At 67.6% G+C, this 19591-nt stretch carries 18 protein-coding genes and 4 tRNA genes; 5 read left to right on the forward strand and 17 right to left on the reverse strand.

Annotation, left to right across the window (positions count from 1 at the left end; genetic code table 11):
- The 6 genes from NTX40_01445 to NTX40_01470 all read right to left on the reverse strand — a co-directional run.
- Nucleotides 1-702, reverse strand: a 702-nt coding sequence (locus NTX40_01445; protein MCX5647754.1) for an ABC transporter substrate-binding protein, incomplete at its 3' end; no start/stop codon positions are given.
- Between the two features lie 321 nt (nt 703-1023).
- Nucleotides 1024-1112: transfer RNA gene (locus NTX40_01450), tRNA-Leu, on the reverse strand.
- A 146-nt stretch (nt 1113-1258) separates the two neighbouring features.
- A complete protein-coding gene (locus NTX40_01455) occupies nt 1259-2110 on the reverse strand; it encodes an NF038122 family metalloprotease (GenBank protein ID MCX5647755.1) in 852 nt (283 codons plus the stop codon).
- Nucleotides 2111-2319: 209 nt separating this feature from the next.
- Nucleotides 2320-2396, reverse strand: a tRNA-Cys gene (locus NTX40_01460).
- A gap of 48 nt (nt 2397-2444) precedes the next feature.
- Entirely contained in the window at nt 2445-2888 is a 444-nt protein-coding gene (locus NTX40_01465) for an arsenate reductase ArsC (protein ID MCX5647756.1), read from the reverse strand.
- A 74-nt stretch (nt 2889-2962) separates the two neighbouring features.
- Nucleotides 2963-3050: transfer RNA gene (locus NTX40_01470), tRNA-Leu, on the reverse strand.
- 89 nt (nt 3051-3139) lie between these two features.
- On the opposite strand from NTX40_01470, the gene NTX40_01475 reads away from it, so the two are divergent.
- The 3 genes from NTX40_01475 to NTX40_01485 all read left to right on the forward strand — a co-directional run bounded on the left by NTX40_01475 (nt 3140) and on the right by NTX40_01485 (nt 7547).
- Nucleotides 3140-4153: an archaemetzincin gene (locus NTX40_01475; GenBank protein ID MCX5647757.1), complete on the forward strand. Its 1014-nt coding sequence runs from the start codon at nt 3140-3142 to the stop codon at nt 4151-4153.
- A gap of 95 nt (nt 4154-4248) precedes the next feature.
- The gene (locus NTX40_01480; protein ID MCX5647758.1) at nt 4249-5817 is read left to right on the forward strand and encodes a hypothetical protein; all 1569 of its coding nucleotides are present in this window, start codon (nt 4249-4251) and stop codon (nt 5815-5817) included.
- A complete protein-coding gene (locus NTX40_01485; protein ID MCX5647759.1) occupies nt 5814-7547 on the forward strand; it encodes an alkaline phosphatase family protein in 1734 nt (577 codons plus the stop codon). Before NTX40_01480 ends, NTX40_01485 begins: the two co-directional genes overlap by 4 nt.
- A 12-nt stretch (nt 7548-7559) precedes the next feature.
- On the opposite strand, the gene NTX40_01490 is transcribed toward NTX40_01485, so the two are convergent.
- The 9 genes from NTX40_01490 to NTX40_01530 all read right to left on the reverse strand — a co-directional run bounded on the left by NTX40_01490 (nt 7560) and on the right by NTX40_01530 (nt 15200).
- Complete coding sequence (locus tag NTX40_01490) at nt 7560-8747, reverse strand: FAD-dependent oxidoreductase (GenBank protein ID MCX5647760.1); 1188 nt, start codon at nt 8745-8747, stop codon at nt 7560-7562.
- 63 nt (nt 8748-8810) lie between these two features.
- On the reverse strand, nt 8811-9929 hold the full coding sequence (locus tag NTX40_01495) for an ABC transporter permease (protein ID MCX5647761.1): 1119 nt from the start codon (nt 9927-9929) through the stop codon (nt 8811-8813).
- Entirely contained in the window at nt 9926-11473 is a 1548-nt protein-coding gene (locus tag NTX40_01500) for a sugar ABC transporter ATP-binding protein (GenBank protein ID MCX5647762.1), read from the reverse strand. The genes NTX40_01495 and NTX40_01500 overlap by 4 nt, the downstream gene beginning before the upstream one ends.
- A 22-nt stretch (nt 11474-11495) precedes the next feature.
- On the reverse strand, nt 11496-12485 hold the full coding sequence (locus tag NTX40_01505) for a substrate-binding domain-containing protein (GenBank protein MCX5647763.1): 990 nt from the start codon (nt 12483-12485) through the stop codon (nt 11496-11498).
- Between the two features lie 107 nt (nt 12486-12592).
- Entirely contained in the window at nt 12593-13258 is a 666-nt protein-coding gene (locus NTX40_01510; protein MCX5647764.1) for an HAD family hydrolase, read from the reverse strand.
- Between the two features lie 51 nt (nt 13259-13309).
- Nucleotides 13310-13873, reverse strand: a complete 564-nt coding sequence (locus NTX40_01515) for a hypothetical protein (GenBank protein MCX5647765.1) — start codon at nt 13871-13873, stop codon at nt 13310-13312.
- Entirely contained in the window at nt 13860-14081 is a 222-nt protein-coding gene (locus tag NTX40_01520) for a hypothetical protein (protein ID MCX5647766.1), read from the reverse strand. The genes NTX40_01515 and NTX40_01520 overlap by 14 nt, the downstream gene beginning before the upstream one ends.
- Before the next feature lie 301 nt (nt 14082-14382).
- Nucleotides 14383-14458: transfer RNA gene (locus NTX40_01525), tRNA-Glu, on the reverse strand.
- 124 nt (nt 14459-14582) lie between these two features.
- On the reverse strand, nt 14583-15200 hold the full coding sequence (locus NTX40_01530) for a hypothetical protein (GenBank protein MCX5647767.1): 618 nt from the start codon (nt 15198-15200) through the stop codon (nt 14583-14585).
- A gap of 298 nt (nt 15201-15498) precedes the next feature.
- On the opposite strand from NTX40_01530, the gene eno reads away from it, so the two are divergent.
- Both eno and NTX40_01540 read left to right on the forward strand, forming a co-directional pair.
- Complete coding sequence (gene eno, locus NTX40_01535; protein ID MCX5647768.1) at nt 15499-16782, forward strand: phosphopyruvate hydratase; 1284 nt, start codon at nt 15499-15501, stop codon at nt 16780-16782.
- Nucleotides 16779-17267 (forward strand): septum formation initiator family protein, encoded by a 489-nt coding sequence (locus NTX40_01540; protein MCX5647769.1) that lies wholly within the window; start codon nt 16779-16781, stop codon nt 17265-17267. The genes eno and NTX40_01540 overlap by 4 nt, the downstream gene beginning before the upstream one ends.
- A 1590-nt stretch (nt 17268-18857) precedes the next feature.
- Here NTX40_01540 and NTX40_01545 read toward each other — a convergent pair.
- Together NTX40_01545 and NTX40_01550 are read right to left on the reverse strand one after the other, a co-directional pair.
- Nucleotides 18858-19073, reverse strand: a complete 216-nt coding sequence (locus NTX40_01545) for a type II toxin-antitoxin system HicA family toxin (GenBank protein MCX5647770.1) — start codon at nt 19071-19073, stop codon at nt 18858-18860.
- Nucleotides 19070-19285, reverse strand: coding sequence for a type II toxin-antitoxin system HicB family antitoxin (locus NTX40_01550; protein ID MCX5647771.1), 216 nt, complete (start codon nt 19283-19285; stop codon nt 19070-19072). The genes NTX40_01545 and NTX40_01550 overlap by 4 nt, the downstream gene beginning before the upstream one ends.
- Nucleotides 19286-19591 lie beyond the last annotated feature (306 nt).

Here is a 19591-nt window from a genome sequence, read left to right on the forward strand (position 1 = left end):
GAGCGCCATGTCGTCGTTATGTGCGAAGAGGGCCGTCAGGTTCTTCGCCTCCGGCGACTTCAGGAACGCCTCCATCACTTCCTTGCCCTTGGCCCGCGTGAAGTCCCCGCTCTGCGACTTGACGATTCTCATGTCGGGATGTTGGGCAATGACTTCCTCGAATCCCTTCTTGCGGTCGATCGCCGGGGCCGAGCCGGGCGTCCCCTGGAGTTCCGCGATGACCGCTTTCCCGCCGGTGGCCTTCACGAGCCAGTTGGCCGCCCGCCGGCCTTCCTCGACGAAGTCCGCGCCGATGAACGAGGCATACAGCGAATCGTCCGTCACGTCCACCGCCCGGTCCGAGAGGATGACGGGGACGCCCGCCGCCTTCGCCTCGCGCAGGACGGGTTCCCACCCGGTCTCCACCACGGGCGAAAACGTGATTACGTCGACGCCTTGCGCGATGAACGACCGGATCGCCCGGATCTGGTTCTCCTGCTTCTGCTGGGCGTCCGAGAACCGCAGGTCAATCCCGCGCTTCGCCGCCTCCGACTTGATCGATTCCGTGTTCGCCGTCCGCCACGCGCTCTCCGCGCCGATCTGCGAAAAGCCCACCACCTTCTTCTTCGCGCCCGGCTCCACCGGTTCCCGCGAGCACGACAGCGACGAGAGGCTGCACGCGAGAACGGCGAGCACAACAAGAACTGCCCTGGCAATCTTCATGGTCTTCTCCTCGGACTGGGACCGGCGTTCTGCCGTCATGTGCGGCCCCATTATACCCGAAGTCCTCGACCGGACAAGCGCTTTCTTCCGCTGCTGCCGGAAACGCAGCAAGCAGACGTGAGGCCCGACGGACCTGGCCTTCCGCACGCAGACGGCGCTCCAGATGGCCATGCTGGCCCACAGGCAGGACAAGGCCGCCCGGTTCGACGCTGAGAAACAACAGATTGTCGTTTAGGGCGGAAGCGCCCGGACGATCCGGACTTCCGCACCGAGGCAGGCCGTCGTGCAAGACAGGAAGCGGGCGGGGACGGGGTTCAAAAGTGGTGGGCGAGACCGGAGTCGAACCGGTACGGCCCCGAGGGGCCAAGGGATTTTAAGTCCCTAGCGTCTGCCAGTTCCGCCACTCGCCCACGAGATCTGCCAAGACAGAGTATCCTGGGGGGTGCAGCCGGGTCAAGCGAAGACCGTCCGATGAGAGGGCCGCTTGAGGCATAGGAAGCGAGCGGCAACGGTTTCTCTTCCTACGCCCTGCGCCGGCGCAGAATGAAGAGGCCGCCTAAGAGAAGCAGTCCGACGGTAGCCGGCTCGGGGAGAGGACGGAGCCGTCGCCGTAATAGAAGGACTGCGACCCGGTGGGATCGGGCGTCAGGTCGCGGGCGGTGTTGGTGAAGTTGAAGCCCGCGCCCAGTTCGGTCGTGTCGAAGCGGAAGAAGTCCAGGACGGAAACCCAGACGTCATTCTTCTTCCAGGTCGTATACATAGGCGAACCGTACTTCATGAAGTAGTCAATGGCCTCCAACCCGCTCATGAAGCCGAGAAAATGGCCGATCTCGTGCGTCGCGACGCCGACCATGTCGTACGTGCCCGCCGTGATGCCGTTGCTCGGGTCGTAATCCCAGGAAAAGTTGCTGGAGAAGCGGATCGTGCCATCCGTCCCCGGGTACGAGCCGCCGAGGGCCTTCCAGTTGGGCGTCGTCAGGAAGCCGGTCCCGTCGATCCCGCCGAAAGAGTAGCCGGTCGGCAGATGGAGATGCAGTTGCGCTGCCGTGGGGAGGTTGGGCAAGAGGGCGGCCTCGCGCGTGTCCCCGGCCTCGCCGCCGCCGGCCACAAGATTGCGGACCGTGTTGAAACCGCCGTACGCGACGTAGAATTCGGCCTCTCCCAGGACTCGCGGCGCGAGCGATTCCCAGCCGACCGTGATCTTGACGGTTACGGGATCCCGGAGCAGGTTCGACCAACGGACCGTCGCCTGGTTGAAGGCCGACTGAACGTCGGCGGGCACTCCGGATTCGTACGTGATGCTGAAGGAGGTCTGCGTGGCCGCACCGGCCGACGCGCCGGCGACGAGAAGCGAAACGGCCGCAAGAGCGCCCATGCCCCACGGCAAGAAGGTCCGACGCCTGGCCACCCTCATGTCCTCTCCCTCCCCGCCCTGCACGTCCCCGCGGCCGGAGCCGTCTCCATACAAAAGAAGGGCAGCCCGCCTCGTTGCGGACGTACCCCGGATGCTCCAGCCCTCCACTCAGACCCTATTATGGCGCATAATCGTTGAAAAGTCAAATCGTCTCTCGTGGCACGGCCTTAGGCCAGCGGGCAAAAATGGGCCATAAACAGGCCTGGAGGCGGCGGCGGGATTCGAACCCGCGAATACCGGTTTTGCAAACCGGCGCCTTGGTCCGCTTGGCTACGCCGCCCTCGATTGAACCGAGACGGGCCAATTCTAGCCGACCGCCCGCCTGGGGTCAACCCTTCGCCGACCGTTCCAGCGCCTCCGGCAACCCTTCGACGAACCACCGAAGAGCGTCGCGGACCCGACGAAACACGGCCAGAACCTCTTCCTCTGTTCCTTGCGCCGCCGCCGGGTCCTCGAAACCCGCATGGAGGACCTGGGCCTTGCCCGGAAAGACCGGGCACGCGTCCCGCGCGCGGTCGCACACGGTCACGACATAGTCGAACTCCGTGTCAAGCAATTCATCAACATGCTTCGACCGCTGGCCTGAGATGTCCACGCCCTCCTCGGCCATGACGCGAACGGCCCGCGGATCCAGGCCGTGCGGATGGACGCCCGCGGAAAAGGCCTCCAGCCGGTCGCCCAGGAGACGCCGGGCCCAACCTTCGGCCATCTGGCTCCGGCAGGCGTTGCCCGTGCAGAGAAAGAGGACTTTCAGTTTCGGTTTTCCGGGCACCGTTCAGCCTTTCCCCGCGCCGTCGTCGAAAGGAAACGCCGGCCGCTGTCCGCCGGCCGGCGCCGAATCGTCTGTGGTGCGCTCGAGAGGATTCGAACCTCCACCCGGTTGAGCCGGACTAGGACCTGAACCTAGCGCGTCTGCCAGTTCCGCCACGAGCGCACAATGTTGTCAGCCACTCACCACCACCCTATACTAGCGGCGAAAGGGCCGCTGTCAAGGCATGGGCGGCCCGCCGACGGGAGTGGACGATGCAAACGGGGATCCTCGCGATCGGCTTCCTGGTCGCCCTCGCGCTGCCGCGACAGGCCGACGACGACGCCGACCCCCTCTTGAGCCCCCAAGCCGACGTCGCGCGCGACCCGCCCGCCTACTATTCCGACGCCCTCTTCCAAAAGATGGGCGAGCCGAAGCCCGGCGACTGGATGGCCGCCCACCCCGAGCCTGCCCAGTCCTTCGCCGACTACGTCCGCTCCGGCCCGAACCGGCCTCGCCAGGTCCGGCACTGGCTCGTCCTTCAGCCGCTCGGCACGATGACGCCGGAAACGCGCGACCGGATGGAAACGTTCCGCGCGTTTCTCACCGCCTACTACGCCCTCCCCGTCCGCACCGAGGGGTGGATCCCCATGACCAACGTCAAGAGCCGCGAACGCGACCTCTACGGACGCACGTTCCGCCAGTACCTGACCGGCGACATCCTTCAGAACATGCTCCTGCCGCGCGTCAAGATCGGCACGTTCGCGATGCTCGGCGTGACGCTGGACGACCTTTACCCCGAGGAATCGTGGAACTATGTTTTCGGGCAGGCGTGGCTCGCGCATCGTGCCGGCGTGTTCAGCCTCGTGCGGTTCTACCCGGAGTTCTGGGGCGAGGAACGCACCGAGGCCGCCGAACGCCTCGCACGAAAGCGCAGCCTTCAGACGCTCGTCCATGAGACGGGCCACATGTTCGGCGTCCACCACTGCCAGACGTACGCCTGCGTCATGAACGGGTCCAACAGCCTCCGCGAGTCCGACGCGCGGCCGATCCACCTTTGCCCGGAGTGCCTCCGGAAGTTCCGCTGGAACATCGGGTTCGACGTGGTGGCCCGCTACGAGGCCCTGCAGGCGTTTTACGCGGCCCACGACATGAAGGCCGAGGCCGAGTGGGTCGCGAAACGCCTTCGCGAGTGCCGAGGCACGACCGGCGCCGGCGCGAACCCCGCAGCGCCGCCCGCCGACGAGAGGGCCGCTCATTCCGCGGACCCGGCTGCCGGGGCGCCATGAGGGCACTCGGCCGGCCGGAAAAAAACCGTGGCAGCGGACGGCCGGCTCCGGTAAATTGCCTCCCGCGGATTGCCCAGGTACACGGATAAGCGGTCATGCAAGACAATAGGCCCCTTCCCCCGGCTCCCGGCGCCAAACACTCCCTCCCGGAACCGTACCGCAAATTGCTGGCGGACGGGCTGTTCCTGCTGCTCGCGTTCGCGATCATTGCCGGCTGCGGGGGGCCGCTACGGTTTCCCTCGGTGCCCCTGGCCGAGAAGGAAACCCACCTCGGCCTCGTGCAGGCTTATGACACCAACGGCGACAAGCGGGCCGACTGTTTCCTGACGCGCAATGCCGACGGCCGCGAGTTCCGCATCGGCTACGACACGACAGGCGACGGCACCGCGGATTCCTTCGTCCGCCTCGACGACATTCCCTTCGCCGATTGCCGCCACGTCGTCATCGTCCTCGACGGCGTCCCGTACGACCTCGTCGAGGCGTTCCGCGCGAAAGGCCGGCTCCGCCTGTTCTATCCGCCCGCGCGCGTCATCTCGACTTACCCGGCGATGACGGACCTGGCGCTCGCCGAGGTCTTCGTCAGCCCGAAGCCGCTCGGCTTCGAATCGCTCTACTACGACCACCGGGCGAATCGCCTTACCGGCGGCACCGGCGACTACCTCAGCCTCAAGAACGAGGCCTGGGCCCGCGTGGTGGACTACCGCGCCGGGACGCTTCTGGACCCCATCGCCTACCTTTATCCCAACCACGCCTTCGACCGGGAACTGGACGATTTCACGAACCTCCTGGCGCGGCGAGACCGGCGCCACGTCATCGGATACTTCGTTTCCACGGCCGGCCTCGCCACTCGCGACGGTGCCGCCGGCATCGAAAAGGTCCTCGACACGGTGGATCGCCTCAGCCATCAACTCGTCGCCGAGTCGCGCGGCCTCGTGAAGATCACCGTGCTGGCGGACCACGGCCACACGCTCAAGCGGTGCGAGCGCATCGATTTCCGCAAGTTCCTCAGCGACAAGGGCTGGCGCATCACGGACCGCTTGAACGGCCCGCGGGACGTCGCCCCGGTCGAATTCGGCCTCATCACCTACGCCTCCTTCGCCGCACACGACCGCCCCGCCCTGGCCGCCGACCTTCTCCAACACGACGGCGTGCGGCTCACCCTGTACCAGGAGGGCGGCGCCATTGTCGTCCGCACCCGCGACGGCGAGGCACGCATCGAGCGGCGCGACGACCGCTATCGCTACCGCGCGTCCGCCGGCGACCCGCTCCAACTCGCGCTGATCCTGGAGCGCCTCAAGATCGAGGGCAAGGTGGACGGCGACGGCTTCGTGGCCGACCGCGACTTCTTCCTCGCCACCGTCACCCACTGCTACCCCGATCCGCTGGATCGGCTCTGGCGGGCCTTCACCGGCATGGTCGAGAACGTCCCCGACGTCATCGCGGACCTCTCGGACGGCTACTACGCGGGCGCCGCCACGCGGGCTGCGTGGTTCGACTCGGCGGCCAGCACGCACGGCGACCTGGAGCGCATGAGCAGCACGACCTTCATCATGTCCACCGTCGGGCCCCTGGCCGGTCCTCTGCGCAGCCGCGACATCCCCCAGGCCCTCGAGCGCCTGACGGGCGAGCCCTGGCCACCCGTCCGCCAAGGGACCGACCAATGATCGGGGGCGGCCGGCGCGCGGCGATCCTGGGATTTTTGGTGGCCCTCGCGGCGCCGATGATGGCGGTCGGCTGCGCGGCCATGCCCGACGAACGCCGCTCCACCTTCGGCATCGACTTCCGCCTCCCCGAGCCGCCCAAGGAACCCGGCGCCGTCGTCTTCTTCGTGGACGGCGTCAGCCCGGCGGTCTTCCTGGAACTCCTCGACGCCGGAAGCCTGCCGAACATCCGCAAGTACTTCGTCGACCGCGGCTGCACCATCGAGCGGTGCGTCGCCAACGTCCCCAGCGTCACGCTTGCCAACGAAACCAGTTTCGTGACGGGCCTCTTCCCGGGCCATCACGGCATCACGGGCATCAACTGGTTCGACCGCAACCGGCTCCTGACGCGCAACTACGAGGAAGTCAACCAGAAGAACGCGCTCGACGGCGACTACACCGCCCGGACGATCTTCGAGTACCTCGCCGACGAGACGACCTTCAGCCTTTTCTTTCAGGCCCATCGCGGCGCGACCAAATTCGCCGAAAACTGGATGAGCGCGGGCCCGCCCTACTTTTTCGGCTGGTACCAGTTCGTGGACCGCATCGCGCTGTGGCGCTTCGACATCGTGGCCGAGATCTCGCGCCAGCGAGGGAAACTGCCCGCCCTCGCCGTCGCTTATCTCTTGGCGCCCGACATGGAAGCCTACCGCTCCGGCGTCTCGTCCGAGGCCTACCGCGAGACCCTCGTCCACGCCGACGCCCACATCGGACGCATCCTCCGCGATTACGAGAAGGCCGGCCTCCTGAAGCACCTCATCCTCGTCCTCGTGAGCGACCACGGCATGACCGACATCCAGCACCACTGGCCGATCAAGAAGTTCCTCCGCGACGAGGTGCGATTGGCGGTCGCCGGCGAGGGCTGGGCCGAGGACATCCCATATGAAAGGCGCCTCAACTATTACCGCAAGTTTTCCTGCGTCCTGGCGGGTTCCGGCGACCGGTACTGGGCCATCCACCTCCGCAAGCCGCGACCCGCCCGCGACGGGTCGGGAAAACCCGAGTTCGAGAACTGGCTGCCCCGGCCTTCGCCCGAGGACCTCCGCGCCTACCCGGCGCGCGACGGCCGGCGCGTCGACCTCATCGAAACGCTCCGCAGCCAGGAGGCGGTGGACCTCGTCGCTTACCGCGCGGGTCCCGGACGGGTCCACCTTGTGACGAAAAAGGGCATGGCGGAAGTGACCGGCGACGGCCGCATGAGCGCCTATCGCGTCGTCCGGGGCAACGATCCGCTCTCCTACGGCGACACCGTGCCGCCGGAGATGCTGCTCGGCTTGCCGCACGACGCCCAGGAGTGGCTCGAAGCGACGGCCGACACGCGCTACCCCGACCTCGTGCCGCAAATCCTGGCCTACTTCGAGGCGCCGCTGGTGGGCGACCTCGCCGTCTTCGCCGCCCCCGGCTGGGACTTCGGGGACCACTTCAAGGCCGGCCACGGCGGCCTCGCCCCCGAGGACATGTTCGTGCCGCTTCTCATGGCGGGCCCCGGCGTGCCGCACGTCCGCCACCCCGGCCCCGTCCGGGCGGTGGACGTCGTGCCGACGCTGCTGGACCTCCTGGGCCGACCTGTGCCACCGAATCTGGACGGCCGGACCCTCGTGCGCCACCGTCCGGCCGCCCTTCGACAGGCTCAGGGCGGCCCCGAGTCCCGACATGGTCGGGATCGAGGGGCCGGCCGACCCGCCGCCGAGTAGGCCAGCACCTCCTTACCACCCGATCATCTGCCGCATGCCCCGGAAAAACCCCGTCAGGTAAAACCAGCGATAGGATCCTCGCGCGAAACCCAGGTCCGCGAGCGCCCGCGCGAGAACCGGTGATCGGCCGGCCCTCCGAATCCACCGGCGGACCACGTGCGACCGCTCGTGAATCTGAACGAGCCGCGCGCCCCACCGCAGAACCTCGCCGTAGTCCGCTTCCCAGCGATCGCGAAAGGAGGTCGGCGAGCCGTCGAGGATGGCCTCGGCCGCCAGCCGGCCGCCACGAAGCGCGTAGCGGATGCCCTCGCCCGTGACGGGGTTGACGTGGCCGGCTGCGTCGCCCACGAGCATCCAGTTCGCGCCCGCGCAGCGTCCAAAGTCGGAGGCGGTCCGCCCGTCGAACCCCGCCGGCGAGACGATGCAGGGCGACGACCGCCCGAGCACCCGGTAGGCGCCACCCGCCGGCCCGGCAAGCCAACCCGCCAGCACGTGACGCAGGAGCGCCAGAACCGCCCGCGCGGGTCCCCTGCCCCAAACGCCGACGGACGCCCGCTCGGCCTGGCCGAAGACGTAGGCGTATCCATGGCGGCGCGGACCCGCGGGCTTGACCGACAAGCCGCCCGGGAAGAACACGGTCCGCGCCATCCCCCGTGCCCCCGCCCCCACCGCGAGGTCCTGCCACGCCGGATACACGCCGGCCCCGAACGCCATCTCGGACGGGCGAAACTTCCCCACCACCGCCGCGCGAACGAGCGACCGGCACCCATCCGCTCCCACCAGGACCGCCGCCTGATACGCCGCGCCCGCCGTCTGGGCGGTCCACCGCGCGCCCGACCGCCGCACGCGCCGCGCGCGGTCCTCGAAGACCTCCGCGCCGGCCTCCCTCGCGCGAGCGAGGAGATGCGCGTCCAGCCGCTCGCGATCCACCAGGACGGCATCCCCATCGACGGGCACGGCCGCGCGGAACCGGCCGGCCCACTCGAAAACGGCCTCGCGCACCGGCGTGGGATCGAGAGATTCGGGCCGGCCGATCTCGTCCCACGCGGGGGCCGTCAGGCACCCGCCGCAGACTTTGGCGTGGCGGCGCGGCGGCTGGAGGAGGGCGACTCTCACGCCGCCCCGCGCCAGGTGGAAGGCGCACCACGCGCCCGCCGGTCCCCCTCCGACCACAAGCACGTCGAAATCTCGACCTGTCATGGAATCCATCATCCCGCAGGCGGGACAGAATCGCAAGCGAACAGCCCCGGCCCAGCCATGCCGCTACTTGCCCCGGCGATGGCGCAGGCGGTCAACGGCCACGGCCACGACGATGACGGCGCCGACGACCATTTCCTGGACGTAGTTCGGCAAGCCCAGGTGGACGCAGAGGTTCCTCAGGTGGGCCATCAGGAGTGCCCCGATGAGCGAGCCGAAGATGCTCCCCGCGCCGCCGCTCAAACTGCCCCCGCCGATCACGACGGCGGCGATGACATCGAGTTCCTTGCCGAGGGCCGTCGTCGGGTCGCCGACGCTGAGGCGTCCGAAGTCCGTGACGCCGGCCAGGCCGAACATCGCGCCGGCCATCGCGTAGAGGAGCCACTTGGTCCGCTCGACGGCCACACCGCACAGGCGGGCCGTCGCTTCGTTCGATCCGATGGCGAAGATGTGCCTCCCCAGACGCATGCGCCCGAGGAGGACCGCCGTCCCGACGGCCAGCAGGACCGTCAGGAGGACGGCCGACGAGATCGCCACCGGCCCCACCCAGTCGAAACGCACCGTCCCGATCCACGTCAAGGCGAAATGCCAGTGAAGGTTCACGTGAAAGAGGACGAGATTGGCGTTGGTGAAGTCGGCGATCCAGTTCAGCGGGGCGTCGATCCGCTGCATATTCGCAATGCCTTTGGCGGCGCCGCGCGCAAACGTCATCATGCCCAGCGTGATGACGAACGGCACCAACTTCAGCCGGGTGATCAGGAACCCGTTGGCCGTACCGGCCAGGCACCCGACCGCCACGCCGACGAGCACGGCCACGAGCGGCAGCCAGAAGGCCGCGGCGCCGCCCAGACGGGCGACGTCCGCCGGCGCCAGTTCGCGGACCACCCACGCCGACGCCACCGCGGCGAGCGCGATGACGCTGCCCACCGACAGGTCGATCCCGCCGGAGATGATGATCAGCGTCATCCCGATCGCCCCGATCGCCACCGTCACCGTCTGTGTCAGGATGAGGCACTGGTTCGACGGCGACCAGTAGTTCAGCGTCCCTTCCTTGATGTGCTCCGCGATGCCGCCCGCGAAGACGACCAGCACGAGCCCCAACAGGGGCCCCAGAAGATTCGCGACCCGCCGGGGCGCCCCGGGCCTGGGAGAGGCCGAGAGTTCGGGCATGTCGTCTCGGCTCATCCGCGCTCCTCCTCGCCGCCCGTCGCTACGTGCATGACGGCCTCGGGCGTCCACTCGGAAACCGGGTGCTTCTCGCTCAAGAGGCCCCGGTGCATGACGGCGAGCGTGTCGCACACACCGAGGAGTTCCGGCAAGTAACTGGAGATCCAGAGGATCGCTTTGCCCTGGGCCGCAAGCCGGCCGACGAGGGCATAAACGTCGGCCTTGGAACCCACGTCGATGCCGCGCGTCGGCTCGTCCAGGAGGAGCACGTCGGCCTCCTGATGCAGCAGCCGCGCCAGCGCCACCTTCTGCTGGTTGCCGCCCGACAGGCTCGCGACCGGCTGGTCGGGGCCTTGTGTCCGGATGCCGAGTCGGCGAATCCAGTCGGCCGTCGCCTCGCGGACGCGCCGCCGGCTCAAGAGGCCACCGCGGACGTACGGCCGGAGCCGGCTCAGCGTCAAATTGTCCGCCACCGAGAGATTGGCCGCCAGCCCCTCGCCGCCGCGATCCTCCGAGAGGTACCCTACGCCGCGCGCGAGCATGCGCGGCGGGAGCCAACCCGTCGTGGTCACGCCGGCCACGGACACCCGCCCTGACGCCACGGCCTCGAGGCCGAAGACCTCCCGCACGAGTTCCGTCCGCCCCGAGCCGACGAGGCCCGCGATGCCGAAAATTTCGCCGCGCCGCAGCGTCAGGCTCGCGCCCTTCGGCAGCGGCCGGCCAGCTAAGGCCTCCAGTTCCAGCACGGGTTCGCCGATGGCGTGCGGCGTCCGGGCGTAAACGTCCGCGAGTTCGCGGCCGACCATCAGGCGGATGATTGCGCTCGCCGGCGTCGAGGCGACCTCGCCGGACCCGACCGCACGCCCGTCGCGAAGGACGGTGAACCGGTCGGCCACCGCACACACCTCTTCGAGAAAATGGCTGATGTAAATGACGCTGACGCCCGCATCGCGCAGCCGCCGAATGACGGCGAAGAGAATTTCCGCGTCGGCCTGGCTGAGGCTCGAGGTCGGTTCGTCCATGACGACGACCCGCGCCCGGGCCGCCAGCGCCCGCGCCACTTCCACGAGTTGCTGCGCGCCGACGCCGAGGTCGCCGACGCACGCCGACGGGTGAATGTCCGGATGGTGCAGCACCGCCAGGGCCGCCTCGGCCTGGCGGCGCATCGCGCCGCGGCGGACGAAACCGAACCGCGTCGGCTCGACGCCCAGCAGGACGTTCTCCTCCACCGACAGGTGCGGCGCGAGGCTGAGTTCCTGGTACACGATGGCGACGCCCGACGCACGGGCCTCCAGCGGGCCCGGCGGCGCGTACGGCACGCCGTCAAGGACCATGCGGCCGGCGTCGGCCTTCAGGGCGCCCGAGAGGATCTTCATCAGGGTGCTCTTGCCGGCCCCGTTCTCGCCGACCAGTGCATGGACTTCGCCGGGGCGGACGTCCAGGTCCACGTCCACCAGCGCGCGCGTCGAGCCGAACGCCTTCGAGATGCCCGTCATCTTCAGGCGGAGGGGCGCCGCCTCGGAGGAGGGCGAATCCTGCGACCTAGGCCCGGCCGTGCTCATCGTTCGGTACCGGACGGGGGAATCATTCCACCGGCGGATGGACCAGGAGGTCGATCTCGGGGTCCGAGAAATTTTTCGGCGTCACGAGGACGACGCCCGTATCGACACGTTTGGGCACCTCTTGGCCGCGGATGTGGCGAACGATGGTCCGCACGCCTTCTTCGCCCATCTTGAACGGGTTCTGGACGACGAGGCCCTGGATCTCGCCCTTCGCCATGGCTTCGAGCAACCTCTCGGACGCGTCGAAGCCGACGTACTTGACCTTGCCCGCCCGTCCGCTGGTCACCAGGGCCCGCAGCATGCCGTACGCGCTCGACTCGTTCGGACAGAAGATGCCGTCCACCTGGTCCTCGCCGTACTTCGTCAGGAGCGCCTGGCCGGCCGTCATGGCCGTCTCGACCGTGGCCCCCGCATGTTGGTCGCTGGAGACGACCGTGATGTTGGGATGCCTGGCCATTTCATCGAGGAACCCTTTCTCGCGGTTCTCGGTCGAGGCGCTTCCGACCTGGTATCGCAGGAGGATGACTTTACCCCGGTCGCCGAGCACCTCCGCCAGACGTTTCGCGCCGAGCACGCCGCCCTTGTAGTTGTCTGTCGCGACGAAACTGACGTAGGCCTCCGGGTCGGCCAGGTCCGAGTCGATGATCACGACCGGGATGCCCGCCTCCCCGGCCGCCCGCACCGGCGCGACGAGGGCCTTCGAGTCCAGCGGCGCCAGGACGATCCCGTCCACGCGCTTCTGGATGAACGTCTCCACGAGGTTGATCTGGGCCACCCGTTCGTCCTCGACGATGGGGCCCTGCCAGATGACCCGGACGCCCTCGAGGTCCTGCTCGGCCTTCCGGGCCCCCGCGTGGACCGACTTCCAGAAGACGTGCATCGTACCCTTGGGAATGACGGCGATCGTCAACTCCTTGGCCTTCCCACCCGGCTCCGCCGGCCCGGGCTCCGAGGAGCAGCCCGTGACCGCCAGCCAACCAGCCAGAAGAAAGAGGGACGCGACACGATGCATGGCCAATCTCCTTCCTGCGCAGGTGAAATGTACGGCCTGCGGACACCGCGGCTTCCATCGTACGAGAACGCCGCACGGAGCGTCAAGCAAAGAACGCCGCCGCAGGATCATGGCGACGCGAGGAGATGTTCGCGGACGAGTTCAACGACCCCTTCGCCGCACGGCCGGCGCATGACGCGGTCGGCCTCGGCCTTCAGGGACTCGACGGCGTTGGCCACCGCCACGCGCATTCCCGCCACCCGGAAGACGGCGCGGTCGTTCTCGTCGTCGCCGACGGCCACCGTCTCCGACGCCCGGACGCCGAGACGCTCCAGGCCCGCCGCGAGGCCCGTTCCCTTGTCGATGCCGCGCGGCACGATCATGACGGCGTACTTGTTGGGGATGACGTCGAGCGCGAGGCCGAGGTCGCGGATGACGGCCAGCGCCTCTTGGAGGTGCGGCCGCCAGGTGCGGACGACGACGCGGCCCCGGCTGTGGCGAATCGCTCGCCGCACGAGTTCCTCCGCGAACCGCTCCGGCGGCGCGGGGCCGAGGTCCTCCACCTCCCCCGTCCCCGGAAAATGCAGCACCGACCCGTTCTCGTCCACCACGAGGTCAAACAGGCCGATCTCGGGGCAGATGCCGAGCAGTTCGTCGTGCGGCCGGCCGGTGACGAGCGCGAGGAGGAACCCCGCGCGCTTCGCCTCGGCCAAGGCGTCCCGCGTCGCCGGCAAAATCACGCCGTCGTCCGCCAATGTCCCATCGTAATCCAGCGCCAGCAACCTCGGCCGCATGGCGCCTCCCGCCTTCTGGAACCCCGACTGATCCGCCTGTCGGCGGGGCATCTACAACCCCGGCCTCCCGAGAATTGCCCGCCAGATATCCGCGAGGCCCATCTCTTCCGCCCACCGCGACACGTACCGGCGATCCACAGCGTCCCCGCTGACCTTCAGGATCCCCGTAATATCCCGCAGGTGCTTCTCGGAACCCCCTTCGCGGTAGTACACCATTTTGCCCAGGATCACGTCCTCGGGTCGAGCACAGTAGCCTTCCAGGTCAGGCAGAATTTGCACTCGCTGCCGCCGCGAGATCTCCGTCTGTCCCCAGGCGCCCGCCGGCACGAGCAACAGGTCAATCTTGTTCCCGGAGGTCGAATGAATGATATTGAATTGGCTCTTGCTTCGGACGGCTTCCAAAACCGCTCGCTCGTTTATATGGAATTCACTGGACGCAAAAGCCCGACATAACAAGGAAACTTGTTGCTCTTTCAGATCAACGACCACGTCAATGTCCTGGGTCATCCGCGGCTCGCCGTAAGCCGCGCTGGCCAGCGAGCCGACAAGCATGTAAGGCACGTCCAGGCGATCCAGAGCGCCGACCAGGTGCCGCAACAGATCAATCTGATCCAAGACGCATCCTCCGGGCGATTTCGGCCTGAATCCGCGCGTCGTCCCAATCCGAATGCAGCGTCCGAAGATGTCCCTCTATCCGCAGGCGAACAAGGCGGTTGGCCGCCAGCGCCATTTCCACACGCTGGGCGACGGTCTTGCGTCGAAGGACTTCCGCCACGGCGTCGTCCACGACCTCAATCTGCCCTTTGTCCAGCCGCCATTTCACGCTTTTCCGCTCCTAGGGACCCCGGCAGCATACCCCAACGGCCGGAGAGGAGAAAGGAGAAAGGAGACCCGGCTTCCGGCTTCGTCCCGGCGCGCCGGGACTACGCCGTGACCCGCCTTCGCCGGAGGCTTCGGCGTGGCAAGCAAGTCGCCGGGGCTACACCGGGCAAACCGCAGGAGAGCGGTTTCGCCGCGAATGCGCGTCAACTGCTTGGCGGCGGCTTTGCCGGTTTCCCTACTCTCTACTTTCCACGCTCTCCTGCTGTACCAGTGAAAAGGCCCGCCGTGGCGGGCCTTTTCACTGGTACCCCCAAGGGGACTCGAACCCCTGTCTCCGGGATGAGAACCCGATATCCTAGGCCGCTAGACGATGGGGGCACCGGTTTTTGTCCGGACCGGAAGGGCAGGCCCTTCGGCCGCGCCCAGGCGTCGCCCTGAGTCCCGCGGTCAAGCCACGGCAGGCTTGCCCTGCCAAGGGCGCGCCGGGATCGAAGGGGCAGGCCTAGAAGCCCTGTTCGACCCCGATCCGTCTCGATTCTTCCAGCACCTGGTCGGGCGGCTGGTCCGGCGGCAGGGCCTCGCGCATCTCCGACTTCTGGACCTCCTGGGCGATCTCGGCCAGCAGTTCCCTCGCCATGGGCCGGTCGTAACCCACCTCGACCCAGACCTCGCGGTCGGACTTTGCACCCGGCTCGGCGATGCGCGGCACGGAGCGGGGCACGTCGCTGGCCCGGTCGTCGGTGCCGGTCTCCGCCATGGCTTGCGCGGCCGCCGTCGCCTCACGCTCCATCAGGACGGCCACGCGGGCGACGATCGTCATGCCGTCCCGCTCGATCGCACACGAGACCGTGCTGCGCCATCGGCCGCCGGCGCCTCGCACGTCCGCGAGCGTCCCCGTCCGCTGGCGGTCCAGCAACTGAGGCCGGGTCCGGATTTCGCCGCGCGCCCAGTTCGACTCGGCGAGTTCGGCATGCTGGCGGAGGACCTTGCGGGCGGCCTCGAACGCTTTCTCGCGGTCGTGCGTCGGAAGGTCCGATTGTTCCCAGCCGCGAGCCGATGCCCCGCAACCGCCCGCCGCCACCACCAGCACTATCAGGAGATTCAGTCCAAGGGGTTTCACGCGGAGGACTATACGGGCGACGGCATCCGGTGTCAAGGTCCAACCGGCGCACGCTTAGCCGCGAGCCAACGGCGAGCGCGCGCCGTCAGCGCGATAAGCGTTGACAGGTAGGGTCTCATGCCTATACTCGGCCGCCGTTGCCGGTTGGCGAGACCCGCCTTGGCGGGGATCGCGCGAGCGTCGGGCCCGCCCCCCGACCGGTTCCGGTGAAGCGCCGGGCCGCCGGCGTCCGATAAAGGAACTGTGGCCGGGTCCGGGCGAGGGGATTCCGAGCCGAACACCGAAGGAGTCTGTCCGTATGCCGAGCACCATCTGCAAAGTCCATGCCCGCGAGATTCTGGATTCGCGCGGCACGCCGACCCTGGAAGTGGACGTCGTGCTGGCGGGCGGCGCGTTCGGGCGCGCGGCCGTTCCGAGCGGCGCCTCGACGGGCGAACACGAAGCCGTCGAACTCCGCGACGGCGACGACAAGCGCTACCGCGGCAAGGGCGTCACCAAGGCCGTCAGGAACGTCAACGTTCTGCTCGCGCCGAAGGTCGTCGGCATGGACGCGCGCGACCAGGCGGCCATCGACGAGACGATGATCGCGCTGGACGGCAGCGCCAACAAGGGCAAACTGGGCGCGAACGCCATACTCGGCATCAGCCTGGCCGTCGCCAAGGCCGCCGCCGACGAGGCCGGACTGCCCCTCTATCGTTACCTCGGCGGGCCGTCGGCCCGCGTGCTGCCCGTTCCGATGTGCAACATCATGAACGGCGGCGCCCACGCCGACTTTGCCATCGACCTTCAGGAATTCATGGTCATGCCGTTCGGCGCCGAGTCCTTCCGCGAAGGCCTGCGGATGGCGGTCGAAATCTTCCAGGCCCTCAAGGGCGTCCTGAAGAAGAAGGGCTACGCCACGACAGTCGGCGACGAAGGTGGTTTCGCCCCGTCCCTGAAGGAAGGCAACGAGGAGGCCTGCAAACTCATCCTCGAGGCCATCAAGACCGCCGGTTACCGCGCGGGCAAAGACGTCTGGCTCGCCCTGGACCCGGCCGCCAGCGAAATCTACAAGGCGGGCAAGTACAACCTTTTCAGCGAGAAGCGGAAACTCTCGGCCGAGCAAATGGTCGGCTTCTGGGCCGACTGGGTCAAAAAGTATCCCATCCGCAGCCTCGAGGACGGCATGGCCGAGGACGACTGGAAGGGATGGAAGGCCCTGACGGACCGCCTCGGCGACCGCATTCAGTTGGTCGGCGACGACCTGTTCGTCACGAACACCGAAAGGTTGTCGCGCGGCATCCGGGAAGGCGTCGCCAACTCCATCCTCATCAAGGTCAACCAGATCGGGACGCTGACGGAGACGCTGGCGGCGATCGACATGGCCCACCGTGCGGGCTACACGGCCGTCATCAGCCATCGCAGCGGCGAGACCGAGGACACCACCATCGCCGACATCGCCGTCGCCTCGGGCGCCGGACAGATCAAGACCGGCAGCCTGTGCCGAAGCGACCGCATCGCCAAGTACAACCAACTGCTGCGGATTGAAGAGGAACTGGGCGACGCCGCCCGATACGGCAACTTTTTGTGGAAGAAAGCATGACGACCTCCGGCCAGCGGGTTTCGTTTCTGGGGAGCGGCTGGATCTACTGGCCGCTCTGCCTCATCGCGTGCGCGTTGGTGGCCCTGGCGGTCCTCGGCCCCGAGGCCGAGCGGCGCCTGGACCTCGAGCGCCAGTGCGCCCGCATGGGGGCGGAGGTCCAGAGCCTGGCCCAGGCGCGCGACCAACTCGAGGCCGCCCGCGAAGCCCTTCAGCAAGACCCGACCTACGTGGAACAGGTGGCGCGGCACGAGTTGGGCGCGGTGCGGCCGGGGGAGATTCGCCTGCCGCAGCCCGACGAGTTCGCTTCGGTGCGATTCCAGCCGCCCGCCGACCCGACGCCCCCCGCCCCGCCCGTCCTGGGGTTCCTCGCGTCGTTCGCCGACCCGCAGGTGCGCCTGATGGCACTGGTGGTCGGCGGGATGCTCCTGGCGGTCGCGGTGCTCTTCAGCATTCCGACCTCGCCGCCCAGGCCCGCCCGGGCCTGACGCAGCGCGAGGCGGGTCGCTTCGCTGTGATCTGCCGCCTGAGGCGGAGGCACAAAGATTGGAACCGCCACGCACCTCGAGCGTCTAATGTTCTGAGTAGACCGACGGTGTGCATGCCGCGCCGAGCAGAAAATCCTGCCATGAAATTCTTCAGGCGATTCGTGATGGTTCTGGCGGCCTTAGCCGCGGCCGCGGCGCTTCACGCTCTCGCAGAGGAACAGGGTGCGCAGACCCAAACCGCCGAGGCTGTTAAGAAACTTGCCGAGCGCAGCGGCCTCATCGTGCTTGGTGAGATCACGGCAGTCCACGACGGGACCGCTCGCGACGCAGGCATGAGTTATGACGTCAAGGTGGTTGAAGTCCTCAAAGGGGAATATGCGAAAGGGACGCTGCATTTTCGCTCTGCCGGATGGGTCGGATACGCGCGGTATAGCAACGGCGAAAAGGTTCTGTTGTTTCTGTACTACTGGGTTGTCTCGCGGGGTGACTCGCAAGTTGCGGAGTTAGTGCAACTGCAGCCGGTGACTTATGTGGCGGAAAAGGAGCAACCGGAGCGTGGCCTGCGGATCTGGCCGCTCGAATCGTACCTTCGCCTTCTTCGCGGGGACTCGGCCGGCGGCGGCCGGCCCGCCTCATTGCCGACGGGCCCCGCGCCGCTTGCTTCTCTTTCTCGCCAGGCGCGCGAGATCGCGGCAAGCATGGAGCCGGATTGGACGTTGAAAGACAGCGGCCGCGACGCACGCCCGGCGGGGTGGAGCGGCGAGGCGCCGTGCGAGCGCCTCCGGTTCGTTCACAAGACGCCTTTCTGGCAGGGCAACGAACGAACGCTCGAGGTTTGGCTGAGCCCCAAGTCGTATAAGGGCGACCGCCTGCCCTTCCTCCTTGGCGGATCGCCTGCCGCGCGCTTGCATTCCGTCAGCCAGGACCGCTTGCTGTTCTTGCGCGTGGAGTATATCGCTGACGAAGACCCGGCGATGGCCGACCTGGCACGGATGCTGGCTCAGACGTATGGTTTCCATAAGGCCGAAGACGGCGAACGCACGCCGGAGTCCGTTCAGGGGCAGGGGCCGCCCCCCCTGCAACCCCAGTGGAGCGAAAAAACCAGGAAGGCCGTCGCGGAAATCGAGTCGCAGATTGACGAAATGCACTCGTCGGTCTCCTACATCGGGCCCCCGGTGTCCGGAAATCCGTATCTGATGGTCGAGTTTGAGTACCGGGAGGTTCCGCTTCCGGTGATTTATCCACCGGGTTCGGTCGTGTACTTGCCGAAGCGCTTTCGCCGGCAGTGGCTCCACGACTTGGCAAAACAAGGGTTCTTTGATCGAGCCAATGTATCACACGGAGGGCAAGAGTTTGAACGGCCCCAAGGCCCGACGTACTTGCTGTGTGTCGCCTCGCATGAGTCCTTCTGGTGGGAGGATCTTGGCTGGAACGCCGAAACCGGCCGTCGGCTTGACGCCTTGCGCAAGGCGTTGGTCGGCGACGCAGCCCGGGCGATGGACACCCTGTTGGAGCATCTGGCGCCGGTCCGCAAGGAATGGGAAAAGGCTGTCGCCGCACCGTGGCGGCCGCTGCAACCAGGTGGCGGGTTTACAGATCCTCAGGGCGCAGGCCGGTGCGCTTGGCGATCCGGGCCAGCATTCGAGGACCGATCTCCTCGCGATCGTGAAAGGCAAAGACGCAGTCCGGCCATCCCGGCCGACTCAATACGCGATGGGAACCGTCGCTCTGTCGCTTGATCGCCCAGCCGATGCGAAGGAGGGAGGCGAGCACCCGCTTCGCCTTGGCCGAGGGCCACGGTCTCACGCAGACACCGCAAAAAGTTCACGCAGTTCGGGAACGCTCTCTCCGTGATCGAGGCGGTCCGCGATGACGCGCAGCGCCAGCGCCTCCACCTTGGCCAAGGCTTTGGCCTGCGTCTTGGCGTACGCCATTACGCCGGGAAGTTCCGGCACTTCGGCGATCCAGCGACCGTCTTCCTCGCGTTCGATCTCAATTTTCACGAGCGTGCCTCCAATCAAAACCGACCCCGGATGAGCGGCAGCCGCACAAGGCGGCCTTGGTCGCTGAACGCCGCGCACGAACCGTCCCGCCGAAGCGCCGGATTCCCGCCCACCCGCCTGACTATAGCAGGAGTTCCGACGGAAGGCAAGCGACCCCGGTTGTCAGAAAACAGGTGTCAGAAACCGTTTTCGAGGAGCGTGGCGAAGAGGGTGATGGGGCCGGCGCGCTCGATGCGGACGGTGACGAGTTCGCCCGCGAGATCCGGCCTGGCCTGTCTTCGACCCTGAGGCTCAGACCCGAAGGGAGCCCCGCCGAAGGGC

It is taken from the genome of Planctomycetota bacterium, assembly GCA_026387035.1.
GTDB lineage: Bacteria > Planctomycetota > Phycisphaerae > FEN-1346 > FEN-1346 > JAPLMM01.